Source organism: Bacteroidales bacterium (assembly GCA_023228145.1).
GTDB lineage: Bacteria > Bacteroidota > Bacteroidia > Bacteroidales > CAIWKO01 > CAIWKO01.
Genome location: JALOBU010000034.1, coordinates 1 through 16,873, shown reverse-complemented (window position 1 = coordinate 16,873; position 16,873 = coordinate 1). Strand labels below are relative to the sequence as shown.

Below are 16,873 nucleotides of genomic sequence, written 5' to 3'. Positions count from 1 at the left end.
AACAAATCATATTATTTTACGGTTTATTGCTTTGGCAATAGGCTTTAGCGTGTTAAACAATTGAACAAATTGTTCGTGATCTAATTGCTGGGAAGCGTCAGAAAGCGCAACAGACGGGTTGGGATGAACTTCTATTAAAAGGCCTTCTATATCCATGGCCATACATGCGCGTGCCAGGTCGGAAACACCATAAGCATATCCCATGGCGTGACTCGGGTCAAGTATTATCGGCAAATTTGTGTTTTCTTTTAGATAAGCAACTCCACACAGGTCAAGGGTAAAGCGTGTTTTTGTTTCAAATGTTCGTATGCCTCTTTCACAAAGAATAACATTGGGGTTTCCACCGGATAAAATAAATTCTGATGCCTGCACAAATTCTTGCAGTGTAGTACCGAAACCACGTTTTAGTAAAACAGGTTTTTGAGTTTTCCCGCATTTTCTTAGAATACCGTGGTCATACATTGATTTGGCGCCAATCTGTATCACGTCGGCATAAGCAATAACATCATCTGCATGTGACGAATCGCGCACTTCGGTAACAATTGTAAAATTATATTTCTTGCGGATTTTGTCAAGTAATTTTAATCCTGCAACGCCCATTCCCTGAAAGGTATAGGGAGACGTTCTTGGTTTGAAACAGCCGGCCCGCAAAGTTCGTAAACCAATTTTGTTTATAAGCTCTGCAGTCTGTGTTATTTGCTTTTCAGATTCAACAGCACAAGGGCCAATGGTAATTAACACATTACCTGTATTTCCGCCAATATAATTATCTCCGATTTTAATTTTTCTTTTTTCAGATATGTATTTTTTGCTGGCCAGTTGAATGTCGGAATCAAAAATAAATTTTTCGACAATATATTCTTCGTCTGTTTTTTCTGTTTGTTTAATTGCCGAAGGGGTAATTAGAATATTGAATTTGTCACTTTTTAAAACAATGGCCTGATATTTTTCAGTTAGCTTGTGAAGTTTTTCGGCTTTAATATTTTTGTTAAGATGGAGTATCATGATTCTCCTTTAATTAAATTGTTAAACTTTATGGTTCCTGTAATTTGTTTTTGTCGGTTTATTACAGGAAGAAATAAAACGGGAAAATTAAGATTTTTAATATATGCCAACGCATCAGAAACTGTATTGTCCTCATAAATATATGCCGGATTTCTGTTAATAAGCGAACTGGTATTGATTTTATTAAGATCTGAAAGGTTGTGAATAAGGCCTTTGCGTATATCAGCATTTGTAATAATTCCGAGCAGGCATTGATTGTCGCCTGCAATATTTGTGAATCCCATTTTATATGCATCTATCTTCAACAGGGCTTTTTCAAACGTTAGTTCCTTTTCTTGAATAACCGGAATTTCATCCTGTTCGAGCATAAAATCAGAGACCAGATAATGTGATTTTATTTCGTCGCTTTTTAAATTCAGCATGGCTGAACCTATAAAAGGGCCCTTAAACAGGTATGAGCCAACCACAACAGTATATACGCCCATATTGCGGAGTATAAAAGAAAGTTCGGCATTGATACCTCCGTCCACATGAATTTTTTTATCCGGATATTTGGCACGAAACTCTCTGATTTTCCTAAAGTTTTGTTTGTCGAATTTTCCTCCGCTTATGCCCGGAGTTGTGGCCATAAACAAAACAAAAGAAAAATTCTTTTCATATTTGTCAAAAACATCAACCGGAGTTTGCGAAGAAATAGCTAGTCCAAATTTTAAATTTATATTTTTCGGCCATGACATGCCATTTTCAATAGCTTCATATTGAATGGTTATATTTTCTATTTGATGCTTTTCTATCAATGGATAATATTTATCCGGCCGGGGACATATCAAATGCAAATCAATGGGGGTATTGCTTATTCTGCGAATACGTTCAATGTCATCAAATACCTGAATGTCGTCAAGACAATCAATATGAAAATAATCAACACGGTAAGCATCCAGTTCTTTTATGAGTGCTTCAAGCTCCAAGCCTTTTCCCGAATATACCGAAGCAGAAATTTTCATATAAGAAATTTTTTTGCAAAACTACAAACTTTTTAACTGAAAACACCAATTAATGTAATAGTCTCTGCTTGCTTGTTTTTTGTAATGCCCAAAACATAATGGGATTTGAACACATTAAAAGTTTAGTTCTTTGTTTGGGTCCCAAAAATGCTGTTTAAAATTTATTATCTGGTCATCAACAACTTTTATCCCCTCGTTTTCCAGTAATTGTTTCATAAGGTTACTACCGCCAAAATGATGTTTTCCCGTAAGAATACCATTACGATTTACCACCCTGTGTGCAGGAACAGGTTTTTTTTGGCTATGCGATTGGTTCATAGCCCAGCCTACCATACGGGAAGAGCTTTTGCTGCCGAGATATTCTGCGATAGCCCCATAGGAAGTTACCCTGCCACAAGGTATTTGTCTTGCTACATCATAAACCATTGCAAAAAAAGAGGAGTTATCTTTATGAATATTATTTTTTTTCATCCGGACTTAAGCAAAATTGCAAATAACAAATTTTTTTATCTTCAGCAAGAAACATTTTCTCGTAAAATGTCTGTATGTTTTTTGCTTCATTGTCTATACTCTCTGAATAAAGGTCGTAAGTTTTCATCAGCAACTTATGATGATGCTGTTCAATTATTTCAAGCGTGTAATCAAAAAGAGGCAGGTTGTCTGTTTTCAAATGTATAATTGCTCCGGGCTTCAGAAATTTTTTATATTCTTCCAGAAATTCGGGGCTGGTAAGGCGTTTGCCAGCTTTTGCCTGTTTCGGCTGAGGGTCTGGAAATGTAATCCAAATTCCGTTCACCTCGCCTTTTGCGAAAAAACGGGAAATCTGATTTATTCTGATACGCAAAAAGCCAGCATTTTCAATGTTTTCATTCAGTGCTGTTTTTGCCCCCCTCCACATTCGGGCGCCTTTGATATCAACACCAAGATAATTATTATACGGATGAATACGTGCCAGTCCCACGGTATATTCTCCCTTGCCACATCCTAACTCAAGATAAAGAGCGTTGTTGTTTTTAAAAAAATTCGAACACCAATTGCCTTTAAAATAAAAATCCTCAGTAAAAAAATATTTTTCCGGTTGTACGAAATTTTTGAAAGTTGTTGTTTCAGCAAATCGCTGCAATTTATTTTTTCCCACAAATAGCAACGATTATTTTTTCAACAACCAGGCATCAGGATTGCCATTTTTGTGAACCTGAACCAATTGATTCATGGCTTCCGTTTCCGAATCAAAACAATCAAAATAAACTTTATATAATTCGTTTCCTTCCGGCTCTAAAACTCCTGCATTTGAATATCCGTTGCTGTGCAGTTTGTTTTTAAAGTTTTCAGCAAAACTTACATTGCGGTTACAACTGCCTATGATATAATAACTACAATTTGTAAGGTTGCCGGACACCAAAGTGAGTTCTTCGGTATTCTCGTTTGCGGGTAAAGAGGCTCTGTCTGTTATTAATGGATAAACTATAGTGGATTCTTGTTTAAGTATGTGTTTTTTCCCTGAAATAATAAAAGGATTTTCCCAAATATAGGGAGAGTTGTGTGCTTCATGGGTTGTTAATATGTTCTTTTCCGCAAGAGGAATGCGATTTTTTGAAACCGAAAATATAGAGCTAAGATTTGAATAATTGTTTGAAATATCAGAAATAGTTCCGATGTTGAGAAAAGCCCAAACAAAAATGGCGGCAGCAGGAACAGAAATCATAGCAATTCGTGCAAAAACATTTGCTTTTTTACTTTCAGAACGAACGATTTTTCTTTCAGAAAATATTTTTTCAATGCGTTTTTCAATTCCATCTCTTTGTATTGCCGGAGAAATGAATTCTTCCAATCCATAAGAAGACAATACCAGGCTTGTGTCACTATATGGAGAAAATTTATAATTGTTGTATTTATCGTATGTGATAGTGCCTACATTAAGTATATCAATACTTTGGTTGTTGTTAAGTTTATTAAAACATCCTGATAAAAAATTATTGAGTTTTAATAAAGCCTGCTCATAAGATATACTTTCCTTTTGTGAAATGTAGGTAACAAGTAAACCGTCATTATGTTGAATGCCCGGATTAAACAAAATTTCTTTTCGGGGTGGTGTAAAATTATTAGTTACCGGATGTATCTGAGAAGAAATATGGTTTGCAATAAATCCACCAAAGCCGGGGACAATCACACAATCATGTACAAGTAATAATTCACCAATGTATTGAAAAACATTCATTTGACAAAAAATCAATTAAGTTTATTCTTTCAGCTAAATTACAAAAAAAATCAATGGTCGGCAAAATTATTAAATTTTGATAAATCCCCGGGTGTATCCACCGAATGACTGTCATAAAAAGTTTCGCGTATATAAATTTTATATCCGTTTTCAAGCCAGCGGAGTTGTTCAAGAGATTCTGTTGTTTCAAGCGTGGCGGGAATAAGGCGCACGATTTTTTTTAATATGTTTGTTTTATAGGCATAAATGCCAATATGCTTGAAATAAGGTATATCTTGTTTCGTATCATCTCTTTTATATGGAATTACTGAGCGTGAAAAATAAATAGCATTATTATAAATATCGGTAACGATTTTAATTGTGTTTGGATTATTTAATTCGTCACCAGGAATTACTTTTTTCTTCAATGTGGCAATTGCAACCTCAGAATTATTGAAACATAGGGCCAGCATATTTATTTGTTCGGGTTGAATATAAGGTTCATCGCCCTGAATATTTATTGCTACATCAAAAAATTTATTTTCTTTTTCCAACAATGTAACAACTTCGTTACATCGTTCCGTGCCCGTACGATGCAGAGAAGAGGTCATCATGACTTTGCCGCCAAACTGTTGTACATGTTCAAAAATACGGTTATCGTCTGTAGCAACTACTACCTCCGACAATACTGCCGATTTTTTTGCCTGTTCGTAAACACGTTGTACCATGGATTTGCCATGTATAACAATCAGGGGTTTCCCTGGAAAACGGGTTGAGGCATAACGTGCCGGAATGATTCCAACAAAATTCATGGTGGTTTATTTAAACAATCCGTAAAGTTCTGCATTGATTTTTTCAATAAAGCTTTCCTGGTCGGCGGCATTGTGTGCGAGGTCTTTGTCGTCCACATCCACTATTAGTAGCTTCCCAACATCATAAGTTGAAATCCAGGCTTCATAACGCTCATTAAGCCGGGTAAGGTAATCAATGCGTATTGAATTTTCATAATCCCTGTTACGTTTTTGTATTTGCCTGACGAGAGTAGGGACTTCTGCCCTAAGGTATATCAGCAGGTCGGGCGGTTTGATAAAACTGTTCATTAACTCGAAAAGCGAACTGTAATTATCAAAATCCCTTGTGGACATTAGGCCCATTGTATGCAGGTTTGGGGCAAAAATATAGGCATCTTCATAAATTGTTCTGTCCTGAATAACTGTTTTTGAGCCTTCACGAATTTTTATTATCTGCCGGAAACGGCTGTTAAGAAAATATATTTGCAAATTAAAGGACCAGCGTTGCATATCGTCGTAAAAACTTGCCAGATACGGATTGGTTTCCACGTCTTCATAATGCGCTTCCCATTTAAAATGTTTGGCAAGAATTCCCGTCAGGGTTGTTTTGCCGGAGCCGATATTGCCCGCAATAGCTATATGCATAAAATTTGTTTTAGTTTATATAAAAAAATGCACGAATAAAATTAGTTTTTTTTCGGATACTTAATGATTTTTCAAAAATAAAATTTTTACGATAATCTATTTTATAAATTTGTTTTTTTTGTGTAATGATTGATATTATTTCCAAATTTCTATTTGCAATACCTTTGGCCGTTGCACCTTGTATTGCCATCGTGTTTTTTATTTACTTCAGAGACAAATACGAAAAAGAACCCTACAAACTTTTGCGTAACAGCTATTTATTAGGAATGTTGTGCATCATACCGGCAATAATAATTGAAGAAATTTTTATTTGGATGGGTGTTGACGACAACAAGGGCTTGTTAACTACCTTAATTTTTGCTTTTTTAGTTGTGGGGTTAAATGAAGAAGTATGTAAGTTCACAATATTGAGAACTTTTGCTTTTCCCAAAAAAGATTTCAATGAGCCTTTTGACGGTATTGTTTATTCTGTAATGATATCCATGGGCTTCGCTACAGTTGAAAACATAATATATTCTTTGTCTTTAGGTGTGGAGTCTTCATTATTGCGTATGTTTACGGCCGTACCCCTTCATGCTGTTTGTGCTATCTTTATGGGGTTTTTCGTTGGGAAGGCTAAATTTTCACAAAATAAAATGTTGAACTATTTTTATGGTATTACAATAGCAACTTTAGTTCACGGACTGTATGATTTTTTTCTTTTTCAAAAAAATAATGCCGCGCTGGCTATTTTATCTTTCGTGGTTTTGGGTGCTTCTATCGCTATTACATTTCTGGCCATAAATCATCATCAAAAAAAATCACCTTTTAACCCTCACAGGGCAGAAAACAATTCTCAGGGTTTATAAAAGACAATACATTTTCCCCGGCAAGCTTTTAACAATACCTTCCAATTCCAGATTTAGCAAGGCCGCGGCAACACGGCTGGTTGTTATTTGTAATTCCAAGCAAATGCCGTCAACACTCATCTGAACATTTTCTGTTAGAAGAGCGACAATTAAATTTTCATCGGGGCTAAGATTTACAAAAAGTTTTCGTTGTATTGTCTCGTTTTTCTTCTTTTTAACATCCCACCCCATCAGATATTTTATATCATTTGCCGATTGAATTAATGCCGCTTTATTTGTTTTAATAAAATGGTTACATCCTTCTGAATAGATGTCGGTAATTTTTCCTGGAACAGCAAACACATCTCTATTATATGAATTTGCAATGTCGGCTGTTATCAATGCTCCGCCCTTTTTTGCTGCTTCAACAACAACTGTGGCATCAGACATGCCTGCTATAATCCGGTTTCTTTTCGGAAAATTCTCCCTGTCAGGATTTGTTTCGCTTATAAAATCAGTAATAATACCTCCCCTGGCAATTATTTTTTCTGCCAGAGCTTTATTTACTGCCGGATAAATTCTATCAAGGCCATGGCCAACCACAGCAATGGTTTCAAGATTATTTTTTAAAGCTTCCCTGTGTGCATGGGAATCAATACCATGGGCCAATCCGCTTACTATAAGAGCGTCGGTATCTGCCAGCCCTTCAATCAGTTGTCTGCAACATTCTTTGCCATATTCGGTGGCGCTTCTTGTACCAACCACGCTGATAATTTTTTGTTTATTGAAATCAGCATTCCCTTTATAATACAGCATCATGGGGGAGTCTATACAGTGTTTTAGTCGTGCAGGATATGAGTTTTCTGTGAAAAAAAATGTAGCAATATGATATTTTTCAATAAATCTAATTTCTTTTTCAGCACGTTTAAGAGCTTCCGTTCTTGAGTCAATTACAGATGTTGCCAGTGTATTTCGTATGCCGGGTATTTTTAATAATTGTGTTTTTTTTGTTTTAAACACTTCTTCAATGCCCCCGCAGTATGCAATAAGTTTTTTACCTGTTATATCGCCTATCCCGGGAATTAGTGTAACAGCTATCTGATATAATAACATGTACTGATTTTAATTTTTTTAAGAAAAATTTTTACAAAACAATTAATAAAATAACGGAATTTTGTGTCTTATTTGCCAACTTTTATATGCCTATTAATCAGTTAAATAATTTTTTACATTTCTTTTTCAGGCAAATTACATTTTTTATAAATTTAAAAATTAGAATACATTTTTATAATTTTGTCTTCTCAAATTTTTTTGCTAAATAAAAATTTTTATATGAAACTCAAACAATTTTTGTTGGTTTTTATTTTTCTTTTTTCAACTTTCAGAATTCTTCACGCACAGGAAGCCAGCGTTAGGGGAGTTATTTATAACGGAAACACAAATGAAACCATTCCTGGTGTCAGCGTACTGACAAGCGAAAAAACCGGAATAATTTCGGAAATAGACGGCTCATATTCTGTTAAAGTTCATCCGGGAAAAGCGGTAAAACTGGTTTTTAAACTGCTGGGCTATGGAAATGTTACTAAGCTTTTTGAAATTAAAACCGGAGAAACAAAAATAATAGACATTTATATGTTTGAAAAGTCCACAGCTATTGAAGGAGTGGTAGTCAGTGCGGGTAAGTTTGAACAGAAATTAACCGACGTAACAGTTTCAATGGATGTGATTAAGCCCTCACGCATTGAAAACCAGAATACCAATAATATTATGTCTGCACTCAATAAAGTGTCCGGGGTTGAAATATACGACTCACAGCCAAGTATTCGCGGAGGCAGCGGTTATAGTTACGGGGCCGGAAGCAGGGTGCAGATACTGGTGGATGATATGCCCATGCTTTCGCCTGACGCTGCGGATACAAAATGGAATTACCTTCCTATAGAAAACCTTTCACAAGTCGAAGTCATCAAGGGTGCATCTTCTGCCCTCTTCGGTTCTTCGGCTTTAAGTGGAGTGATTAATCTGAGAACTGCCTATCCAAAAGATAAGCCCGAAACAAAAATTATTATAAACACAGGATTATATTTAAATCCAAAGCGCATAGAAACAGCATGGTGGTATGACGAAAATTTACCATATAAATATGAACAAACTGTTTTGGCAAAAATTGTAAATCCCGCGTCGCTATTTGGCGTAAAAAACCCCGGGTTTGGAGGCGCAAGTTTTTTTCATTCAAGAAAAATAGGACAACTTGACCTGGTAGTAGGTGGAAATCTTTATGAAAACCAGAGCTTTCGTTATGGTGACGGAGAAGCTCGCGCAAGGGCAAATGTTAATTTAAGATACAGGATTAAAAAAATTGAAGGGTTGTCTTTCGGACTGAATACTAATTACATGATGCAGGACAAAGCAAACTTTTTTCTCTGGACAAACGGAGATGATGGTATTTATAAACAAAGCAATGCACCCGTAGCAAATATTGGGCACCGTTTTAATCTGGATCCCTATCTGTTGTTTTTTAACAAACGGGGTAGTAAATACAGTCTTAAATTAAGGTATTACATGCAAACAAATCACGATAAGGCAGATAGCACAAAAGATAATGATTCGCAGGTTATATACGCAGATTATCAGTATCAGCACCTATTTAAAAAGAAATATAACCTCACAGCGGGTATTTCCGGAAATTACAGCCAGTCCACTGCATTATTATATCAGACAAGTCACCACGGATTAAATGGAGCCATTTATGCACAGTTCGATGCCAAATTCTGGGAAAAGTTGTCGATATCAATAGGTATAAGGGGAGAATATTTCCGTATTGATAAAGACGAATCCGAGTCATCATTTTCTATAAAAACCAAAAAAGATACGATAGAAATTCCCATTGAGCCCGTATTCAGGGCGGGAATAAATTATCAGCCTGCTGAATATACTTTCATTCGCGCATCTTTTGGGCAAGGATATCGGTTCCCATCCATAGCAGAAAAATACATTAAAACCAGCATAGGCGGATTAAATATTTTTCCCAATACCAAATTACGGCCTGAATCTGGATGGAGCGCAGAACTTGGTATTAAACAGGGTTATAAAATCGGGACCTGGCTGGGATTTCTTGACGTCGCAGGTTTTTATACTCAATATAAAAACATGATGGAGTTTACTTTTGGTGTTTACAAACCCGATACTGCTCAATACGCAACTCTCAATGACATTGGGTTTAAATCTCTTAATGTTGGACACGCCCTTGTATGCGGTGTAGATGCAAATATCACCGGCAAAGGCCTTATATTCAGTTTCCCGGCATCTTTTATCATCGGATACACTTATATGTACCCTATTGATTTGGATTATGATGCATCAGATACTGCCACAACAGAGATTGATAAATTTTTAAAATATCGTTATCAGCATTCTGTGAAAGCAGATTTTGAAATAGAAATTCATTTTTTTACTCTGGGTGTTGCGTATAACTATTGCAGTAATATTATCAGAGTTGATAAGGCGTTTGAAGAACCTTTAATTCCCGGGCTGTCCTCTACACAACTTCTTCCTGGTTTCAAAGAATACAGAGATAAAAACAATAAAGGATATCATTTGATAGATTTGAGGTTGTTATTTAACATTTCAAAACAGCACAGAATTGGAGTATTCCTCAACAACATTTTAAATCAGGAATATATGACCCGTCCCGGTTTTGTTGAAGCTCCAATTAACATTGCTATACAATATACGCTTGGGTTTTAATTATCAATAAAACTAAGAGCTATGTCTTCTAAAATTCAATAGATTTAGCCGTTTGTTTTATGACAAAACAGAATTTTTAAGAATTTTTAACAAAAAAACACCTGCCTGGGAAAAAACGGCTTTTTGTATCTAAAACTCAGGAATATCAATGCTTTTAGAATAAGCACTCCTTATGTACAAAACATAAAATCACGTAACTATATTATTTTCAACGTTTTGTGAGAAAAAATAGTTGTCAAATAATTTTTAATTTTGCATGCTTTTTAAATGCTTTCAATATGAAAAAAACATACTTTCTTTTATTATTTTTCATTACATTTTCATTACATTCAATTGCCCAGCAGGCCACTATTAAAGGCACTGTTTATAATGGCAATTCAAAAGAAACCATACCCGGGGTTAATGTTATTCTGGATGAAAAAACAGGCGTGGCTACCGATTTTGATGGAAAATATTCACTAAAAGTTGAACCCGGGACAATAAAAGTAACATATAAGTATATAGGTTATGCAACTGTTGTGAACACCTATACACTAAAGCCCGGGCAAACAAGGGTAGAAGATATACAGTTATTTGAAGAATCCATGGCAATTGAAGGCGTTGTTGTCAGTGCTGGCAAATTTGAACAAAAACTGTCCGATGTTACCATATCAATGTCAGTATTAAAACCGGCACAAATTGAAAAACTGAATACAAATAATATCAGTGATGTTATCAACAAAATACCCGGTGTGGATGTTTACGATGAGCAGCCAAGTATCCGTGGTGGAAGCGGCTATAGTTACGGAGCGGGTAGCCGTGTTTTGGTAATGATGGACGATATGCCTTTGATTTCCGCAGATGCGGGAGATCCAAAATGGGACTTTATGCCCATTGAAAATGTTTCACAGGTTGAAGTTCTTAAAGGAGCTTCTTCTGCATTATTCGGTTCGTCGGCGCTCAATGGTGTTATCAATATGAGAACCGCCTTTCCAAAAGACAAACCACAAACAAAAATAATTATCAACGAAGGTGTTTACCTTGCCCCGCAACGCCGAGAGCTGATATGGTGGGACGAATATGAACCCGGATATTCCAACACATTGATATCAAAACTTGTTAACCCTCTTTCATTGCTTGGCGTGAAAAATCCGGGCTTTGGAGGAATCACATTTACCCATTTAAGAAAAATGGGACAGTTTGATTTAGTAGTCGGAGGACAGGCTTATGAAGACCAGGGCTTTCGTTATCCTAATGCCCATTCCCGTGCCAGATTAAATGCAAACTTCAGATATCGTTCAAAAAAATTTGAAGGGCTTTCTGTTGGTTTAAACACAAATTCCATGTTCACAGATGCCACAGAATTCTTTTTATGGCAAAATGCTGACTCAGGAGCTTATTTGCAACGCCCGGACGCTGTGAATCATAACAGGGGATACCGTGTGAATGTTGACCCTTATTTTTTGTACTTTAACAAAAGAGGAAGCAAGTATTCATTAAAATTACGTTATTTTAGAACAGCAAATATTTTTCCTGGTGATACAACCGGAAAAACAAATATTGCTGATTTAGTTTACGGCGACTATCAATACCAACATAATTTTAAAGGGAAACACAATCTGACTGCCGGTGTTTCCGGAAGTTACTCCAATACACAAGCAGAATTATTTGGAAAGCACGATGGTGTTAATTTGTCAATATACGCGCAATATGATGCCAAGTTCTGGAAAAAGTTTTCTATATCACTGGGTATCAGGGGTGAATATTACCGGATTGATACCGCTGAATCCGAATCAACAATTTCTTTCAAAATCAACGGCAAAAATCATAAATTGCCTCTTACTCCGGTTTTCAGGGCAGGTGTAAGTTATGAAGTGGCAAAATATACATTTATCAGGGCCTCTTTCGGGCAGGGGTACCGTTTCCCTTCTATCGCAGAAAAATTTATCAAAACCAATCTGGGGGGGTTAAATTTATTTCCTAATAAGCTGCTGAAGCCGGAAACCGGCTGGAGTGCTGAACTTGGAATAAAATACGGTTTCAGGGCAGGAAACTGGAACGGTTATCTGGATGCCGCAGGTTTTTGGACTGAATATAAAGACATGATGGAATTTACTTTTGGTATATATAAACCCGACACAGCACAATATGCCACCCTTGACGATATTGGATTTAAATCCTTAAATGTCGGACACGCACGTGTAACCGGACTTGATTTCAGCTTTACAGGACAAGGAAATTTTTTCGGCTTCCCTCTGACAATACTGGCAGGTTATACTTTTATTTATCCCATCGATTTAAATTATGACCCGATGATTGACACCTCAAAAACAGAAAACAATAAATATTTAAAATACAGGAATCTGCATTCTGTTAAGCTCGATGTTGACTTAACGTTCCACTTCTTTACGCTTGGAATAGGCATGATATATAATAGCAATATAATAAATATTGACAAGGCTTTCGAGGGGCCTTTGATTCCGGGTTATGCACCGTCAGATCTTCTTCCCGGGCTTAAGGCTTACAGAGACGAACACGATAAGGGTTATTTTTTAATGAATCTTCGCGGACTCTTTGATATCTCTGAAACACAACGTATAGGCATACACGTAAATAATTTACTGAATACCGAGTATATGACAAGGCCGGGCTTTATTGAGGCGCCGCGAAATATCGCCATACAGTATAGTTTAACTTTCTGACAAAATTGTGCCCACAAAAAAAAATGTGCTTGTTTGTCCGCTGAACTGGGGCCTGGGACATGCCAGCCGATGTATTCCTATAATTAATTTTTTAAAAACTCAAGGCCACAATATTACTATCGCTGCCTGCGGCAGTGCGTTGGCTTTACTTAAAAACACATTTCCCGAAACACAAATTGTAAACTTTAAAGATTATAATATCAAATACTCAAAAGGGGAAAAACTCACCCTCAAAATTCTTTTACAGATTCCCAAAATCCTTATAGGAATAATTACAGAACATCGGCTGCTGAAAAAAATAATTAAACTTTATGACATCGATGTTGTTATCTCCGATAACAGGTTTGGCCTCTGGAATAAAAAAATAAAATCAATTTATATAACACACCAGCTATTTATAAAAACAGCTTGCGAAAATACCTTCATTGAAAATTTTTTAAAAACAGCTCACCGTTATTTTATTTTAAAATATAATTTTTGCTGGGTTCCTGACCTGCCCGGTGATTTCAAACTGGCAGGGGAATTATCAGGAAAATACAAACCTCCGAAGAACTCTTTTTTTATAGGCTTACTTTCTTCATTGGAAAAACAGGAATATTCTGAAAAAAAAGAATATGATTTCTGTGTAGTTCTTTCCGGCCCAGAACCCCAGCGCACCCTATTTCAACAAATTATTCTTAAACAACTGCAAAAGTCTGATAAAAAAGCAGTGCTAATTCTTGGTGTTCCTTCTGAACCTATTGAAAAAACCTCTGAAAACAATCTTGTGATTTTTAATTTTTTACCTGCTTCCGAAATTCAAAAATATATGATGAAATCAGAGTTTTTTATAGCACGTTCGGGATATTCCACCATCATGGATTTGGCGGCTACAGGCCAAAAAGCCATACTTGTTCCAACCCCCGGGCAGCCGGAACAGGAATACCTTGCCAAATATTTTTCCGAAAAAAAAATCTATTACTCTGTAAAGCAGAAGGATTTTTGTTTGGAAGTAGCAATGAAACATACAGATGATTATACGGGAATTTATGTTAAAAACAACAGCGCTCTTTTTGAAGAAATTATTTTAAAGACAATTTAATACCAGATATATTCTTTTTCATTAATTTTGACGAAATACTATGCCACATGCTTAAAAGAAATAAATGGCTTCTTATAATCCTAAGTGTGATTGTTGTGGGTTTTTTGGTCTGGTATTTTTCTAAAATAGTTATTTATATTCTTGTTGCCGCCGTTCTGTCGGTTATGGGACGTCCGTTGATACATCTCTTAGACCGTATCAGAATTGGCAAAAAAAATTTTCCACACACCCTGAGTGCCATCATTACTTTGCTTGTTATTTATGGGTTGATTTTCGGTTTCTTTGCACTTGTCGTGCCTCTTCTGGTAGAACAAATTTCGAAAATATCTTCCATGGACCAAAGCTTATTGCTTGAAGGAATACAAGAGCCTGTGGACTGGCTTGAAAATTTCCTGGCACAAAACCGTATTATGCAAACAGGTGAGAACCTGGAAGAAGTTATTTCCAATAAAGTTATGTCATTTGTAAATATTACCAATGTTCAGGATTTGGCTACAACTATAATAAACTTTGCAAGCAGCTTTTTAGTTGCTGTTTTTGCCATAGGTTTTATTACATTTTTCTTTTTAAAACAAGACAAAATGCTTATAAAAGCCATTATGCTTTTAACGCCGGTTCGACTTCAGTCGGAGATTAAGCATATTTACCTGAAGGTTATCAGGCTTTTATCTAAGTACTTTTTGGGACTAAGCCTCGATTTGTTGATTGTTATGACGCTTATTACCGTCTGCATGACTATTATGGGTTTTAAAAACGCCCTGATGATCGGCATTTTTGCAGGGATGATGAATGTTGTTCCCTATGTGGGCCCTATTATCGGTTGGATAATTGCCATGCTGTTTGCTTCCACCGGAATCATTGAAGCCGGTGACCATTTTGATTTATTTATAGTATTTTTGAAGGTTACCGGGCCTTTGATTGTTATTAATGTTCTTGATGCTTTTATCTTTCAGCCAACTATTTATTCAAATGTGGTGAAGGCACATCCGCTTGAAATTTTTCTCGTGATATTGATAGCCGGAAGCACTGCGGGAATACTCGGAATGGTGCTTGCAATTCCTACATATACTGTTATTCGCATTATAGCAAAGGAGTTTTTAATTCAATACCCGGTAATAAAGCGTATCACAAAAAATATCTGAGCCTTGAAAACGGAACTGGTACAAGATTTTTTCCGTTTGCTGAAAGTTATCTCCCTGAAAAAATTCACAAACTACTTATTGCTGGTAACGTCTTATTGGTTTGCGGCCTTGTTTAAAAAAAATTATCATGCCGGGAAACCGGCATTTGTTTCCATTGAACCAACAACCTCCTGTAACTTACATTGTCCCGAATGTTTCACGAGTCTTCCGGAATTTAATCGTCCAAAAGGTAGGCTTCAAATTGATAATTTTAAAAAGATTACAGATAGTTTGTCGGAACGTTGCTTTTACATGAACTTGTATTTTCAGGGCGAACCCTTTCTGAATGAGGACTTGTCGGCCATGATACACTATGCAAAAACAAAAAAGTTCTATGTGGCGGTTTCAACAAACGGCCACTTTCTTGACAATGCAACGTCAAGGCAGCTTATACTGTCGGGGCTTGACAAACTCATTATTTCTCTTGACGGAACAGATGCTCTAACATATCTGCAATACAGAAAAGGAGGAGATTTCAATAAGGTTATCTCCGGTATTCAAAATATGGTTGAAGCCAGAAAAAAAACAAAATCAAGCTTCCCATTTCTTGAACTTCAATTTTTGCTCACAAGGGCAAACCGGCATCAGGTGTTTGAAATTAAAAAGTTAGGGAAACAGCTTGGCGTTGACGCGGTGAAGATTAAGGATATTCAGTTGTTAAATTTTGCCAATGCCGATGCCTGGTTAACGGAGAAAAACACACGTTATACAAAAGACAAAGAAGGAAAGATTAAAATCAAGAGCACATTGCCCAACCGTTGTTTTCGGATGTGGAGCTCCTGTGTGATAACGTGGGACGGAAATGTCGTTCCCTGTTGTTTTGATAAAAACGCCTCATACGCCATGGGAAACATTTTTCATCAGAAGATGGATGAAATATGCAAGGGTGATGCTTATAGAATATTCAGGCAAAAAGTTTTTTCCGAACGTAAAAACATCGATATTTGCTGTAATTGCAGCGAAGGATTAAAGAAAAAATTTTCGCAATGAAAAATGTCGCTATTTTTGCCTCAGGAAACGGCAGCAATGCTGAAAATATTATTAATTATTTTTCTTTCAAAAATAACATCAACGTCTCGTTGATATTAACCAACAACAAAGATGCTTTTGTGATTGAAAGGGCAAAAAAACACGATATTCCCTGTTTTATTTTTACTTCGGCAGAACTGAAACAAACCACTTTGGTTTTAGATAAATTGTCAGAATTTAATATTGATTTTATTGTGCTGGCGGGTTTCCTGTTGCTGATTCCACAAAATATTATTCGTGCTTTTCCAAACAAAATTATAAATATTCATCCCGCCTTATTGCCAAAATATGGAGGCAAGGGAATGTACGGCGATTTTGTCCATGAGGCCGTCCGCCAGTCAGGTGATACGGAGACGGGTATTTCTATACATTTTGTGAGCGAAAAATACGACGATGGTGCGGTAATATTTCAGGCGCGGTGTCTTGTTACAAAAGAAGACACTTCTGAAACAATAGCACAAAAGGTTCACCAATTGGAATACAAATATTTTCCTGAAATAATTGAGAAAGTGATTTTAGGTATGTAAAGGTGAAACCCTGTGGGTTGGTAGAATTTGATTAATAGCCCCGCCTCCTTCGACAAGCCATTAGTTTTGCAAAATGATTTTTAATTTACTTAATTTTATTGTAATTATTACTGAAGAACCAGAGAAAGAGAGGTGAACTAATTCGACAATTAAGCTTTTAG

Annotated in this window: 15 protein-coding genes; 7 read left to right on the top strand and 8 right to left on the bottom strand. The window is 36.2% G+C overall.

Going from position 1 to position 16,873, the window contains the following annotated elements:
* Positions 1-6: 6 nt before the first annotated feature.
* The 7 genes from M0R16_12415 to M0R16_12385 form a co-directional block, all read right to left on the bottom strand.
* Positions 7-1,005: a bifunctional 3-deoxy-7-phosphoheptulonate synthase/chorismate mutase gene (locus M0R16_12415; protein ID MCK9613678.1), complete on the bottom strand. Its 999-nt coding sequence runs from the start codon at positions 1,003-1,005 to the stop codon at positions 7-9.
* Positions 1,002-2,009, bottom strand: a complete 1,008-nt coding sequence (locus M0R16_12410) for a hypothetical protein (protein MCK9613677.1) — start codon at positions 2,007-2,009, stop codon at positions 1,002-1,004. Before M0R16_12410 ends, M0R16_12415 begins: the two co-directional genes overlap by 4 nt.
* A gap of 114 nt (positions 2,010-2,123) precedes the next feature.
* Positions 2,124-2,480 carry an MGMT family protein gene (locus tag M0R16_12405; GenBank protein ID MCK9613676.1) on the bottom strand — a complete coding sequence of 119 codons (357 nt, stop codon included), beginning with the start codon at positions 2,478-2,480 and terminating at the stop codon, positions 2,124-2,126.
* A complete protein-coding gene (gene trmB, locus M0R16_12400; protein MCK9613675.1) occupies positions 2,467-3,147 on the bottom strand; it encodes a tRNA (guanosine(46)-N7)-methyltransferase TrmB in 681 nt (226 codons plus the stop codon). Before trmB ends, M0R16_12405 begins: the two co-directional genes overlap by 14 nt.
* Before the next feature lie 12 nt (positions 3,148-3,159).
* The gene (locus M0R16_12395) at positions 3,160-4,227 is read right to left on the bottom strand and encodes a hypothetical protein (protein ID MCK9613674.1); all 1,068 of its coding nucleotides are present in this window, start codon (positions 4,225-4,227) and stop codon (positions 3,160-3,162) included.
* Between the two features lie 50 nt (positions 4,228-4,277).
* Entirely contained in the window at positions 4,278-5,018 is a 741-nt protein-coding gene (gene kdsB / locus M0R16_12390) for a 3-deoxy-manno-octulosonate cytidylyltransferase (protein MCK9613673.1), read from the bottom strand.
* A 6-nt stretch (positions 5,019-5,024) separates the two neighbouring features.
* Complete coding sequence (locus tag M0R16_12385) at positions 5,025-5,642, bottom strand: deoxynucleoside kinase (protein MCK9613672.1); 618 nt, start codon at positions 5,640-5,642, stop codon at positions 5,025-5,027.
* A 125-nt stretch (positions 5,643-5,767) separates the two neighbouring features.
* Between M0R16_12385 and M0R16_12380 the strand changes: the two genes are divergently transcribed.
* A complete protein-coding gene (locus M0R16_12380; GenBank protein MCK9613671.1) occupies positions 5,768-6,490 on the top strand; it encodes a PrsW family glutamic-type intramembrane protease in 723 nt (240 codons plus the stop codon).
* Here the strand turns inward: M0R16_12380 and dprA are convergent.
* A complete protein-coding gene (gene dprA / locus M0R16_12375; protein ID MCK9613670.1) occupies positions 6,485-7,582 on the bottom strand; it encodes a DNA-processing protein DprA in 1,098 nt (365 codons plus the stop codon). The two genes, M0R16_12380 and dprA, sit on opposite strands and share 6 nt — an antisense overlap.
* Before the next feature lie 219 nt (positions 7,583-7,801).
* Here dprA and M0R16_12370 point away from each other — a divergent pair, with 219 nt between their 5' ends.
* The 6 genes from M0R16_12370 (at position 7,802) to M0R16_12345 (ending at position 16,712) form a co-directional block, all read left to right on the top strand.
* A complete protein-coding gene (locus tag M0R16_12370; protein ID MCK9613669.1) occupies positions 7,802-10,213 on the top strand; it encodes a TonB-dependent receptor in 2,412 nt (803 codons plus the stop codon).
* 278 nt (positions 10,214-10,491) lie between these two features.
* On the top strand, positions 10,492-12,894 hold the full coding sequence (locus tag M0R16_12365; GenBank protein MCK9613668.1) for a TonB-dependent receptor: 2,403 nt from the start codon (positions 10,492-10,494) through the stop codon (positions 12,892-12,894).
* 7 nt (positions 12,895-12,901) lie between these two features.
* Complete coding sequence (locus M0R16_12360) at positions 12,902-13,975, top strand: hypothetical protein (protein MCK9613667.1); 1,074 nt, start codon at positions 12,902-12,904, stop codon at positions 13,973-13,975.
* Between the two features lie 47 nt (positions 13,976-14,022).
* Positions 14,023-15,117 carry an AI-2E family transporter gene (locus M0R16_12355; GenBank protein MCK9613666.1) on the top strand — a complete coding sequence of 365 codons (1,095 nt, stop codon included), beginning with the start codon at positions 14,023-14,025 and terminating at the stop codon, positions 15,115-15,117.
* 3 nt (positions 15,118-15,120) lie between these two features.
* Complete coding sequence (locus tag M0R16_12350) at positions 15,121-16,146, top strand: SPASM domain-containing protein (protein MCK9613665.1); 1,026 nt, start codon at positions 15,121-15,123, stop codon at positions 16,144-16,146.
* On the top strand, positions 16,143-16,712 hold the full coding sequence (locus M0R16_12345; GenBank protein MCK9613664.1) for a phosphoribosylglycinamide formyltransferase: 570 nt from the start codon (positions 16,143-16,145) through the stop codon (positions 16,710-16,712). Before M0R16_12350 ends, M0R16_12345 begins: the two co-directional genes overlap by 4 nt.
* Positions 16,713-16,873 lie beyond the last annotated feature (161 nt).

Coding starts and splice junctions, on each gene's coding strand:
- M0R16_12395 (MCK9613674.1), bottom strand. CDS start 4,227: ATGAATGTTTTTCAATACATTGGTGAATTATTACTTGTACATGATTGT.
- kdsB (MCK9613673.1), bottom strand. CDS start 5,018: ATGAATTTTGTTGGAATCATTCCGGCACGTTATGCCTCAACCCGTTTT.
- dprA (MCK9613670.1), bottom strand. CDS start 7,582: ATGTTATTATATCAGATAGCTGTTACACTAATTCCCGGGATAGGCGAT.
- M0R16_12355 (MCK9613666.1), top strand. CDS start 14,023: ATGCTTAAAAGAAATAAATGGCTTCTTATAATCCTAAGTGTGATTGTT.
- M0R16_12385 (MCK9613672.1), bottom strand. CDS start 5,642: ATGCATATAGCTATTGCGGGCAATATCGGCTCCGGCAAAACAACCCTG.
- M0R16_12405 (MCK9613676.1), bottom strand. CDS start 2,480: ATGAAAAAAAATAATATTCATAAAGATAACTCCTCTTTTTTTGCAATG.
- M0R16_12365 (MCK9613668.1), top strand. CDS start 10,492: ATGAAAAAAACATACTTTCTTTTATTATTTTTCATTACATTTTCATTA.
- M0R16_12410 (MCK9613677.1), bottom strand. CDS start 2,009: ATGAAAATTTCTGCTTCGGTATATTCGGGAAAAGGCTTGGAGCTTGAA.
- M0R16_12415 (MCK9613678.1), bottom strand. CDS start 1,005: ATGATACTCCATCTTAACAAAAATATTAAAGCCGAAAAACTTCACAAG.
- M0R16_12380 (MCK9613671.1), top strand. CDS start 5,768: ATGATTGATATTATTTCCAAATTTCTATTTGCAATACCTTTGGCCGTT.
- M0R16_12345 (MCK9613664.1), top strand. CDS start 16,143: ATGAAAAATGTCGCTATTTTTGCCTCAGGAAACGGCAGCAATGCTGAA.
- M0R16_12370 (MCK9613669.1), top strand. CDS start 7,802: ATGAAACTCAAACAATTTTTGTTGGTTTTTATTTTTCTTTTTTCAACT.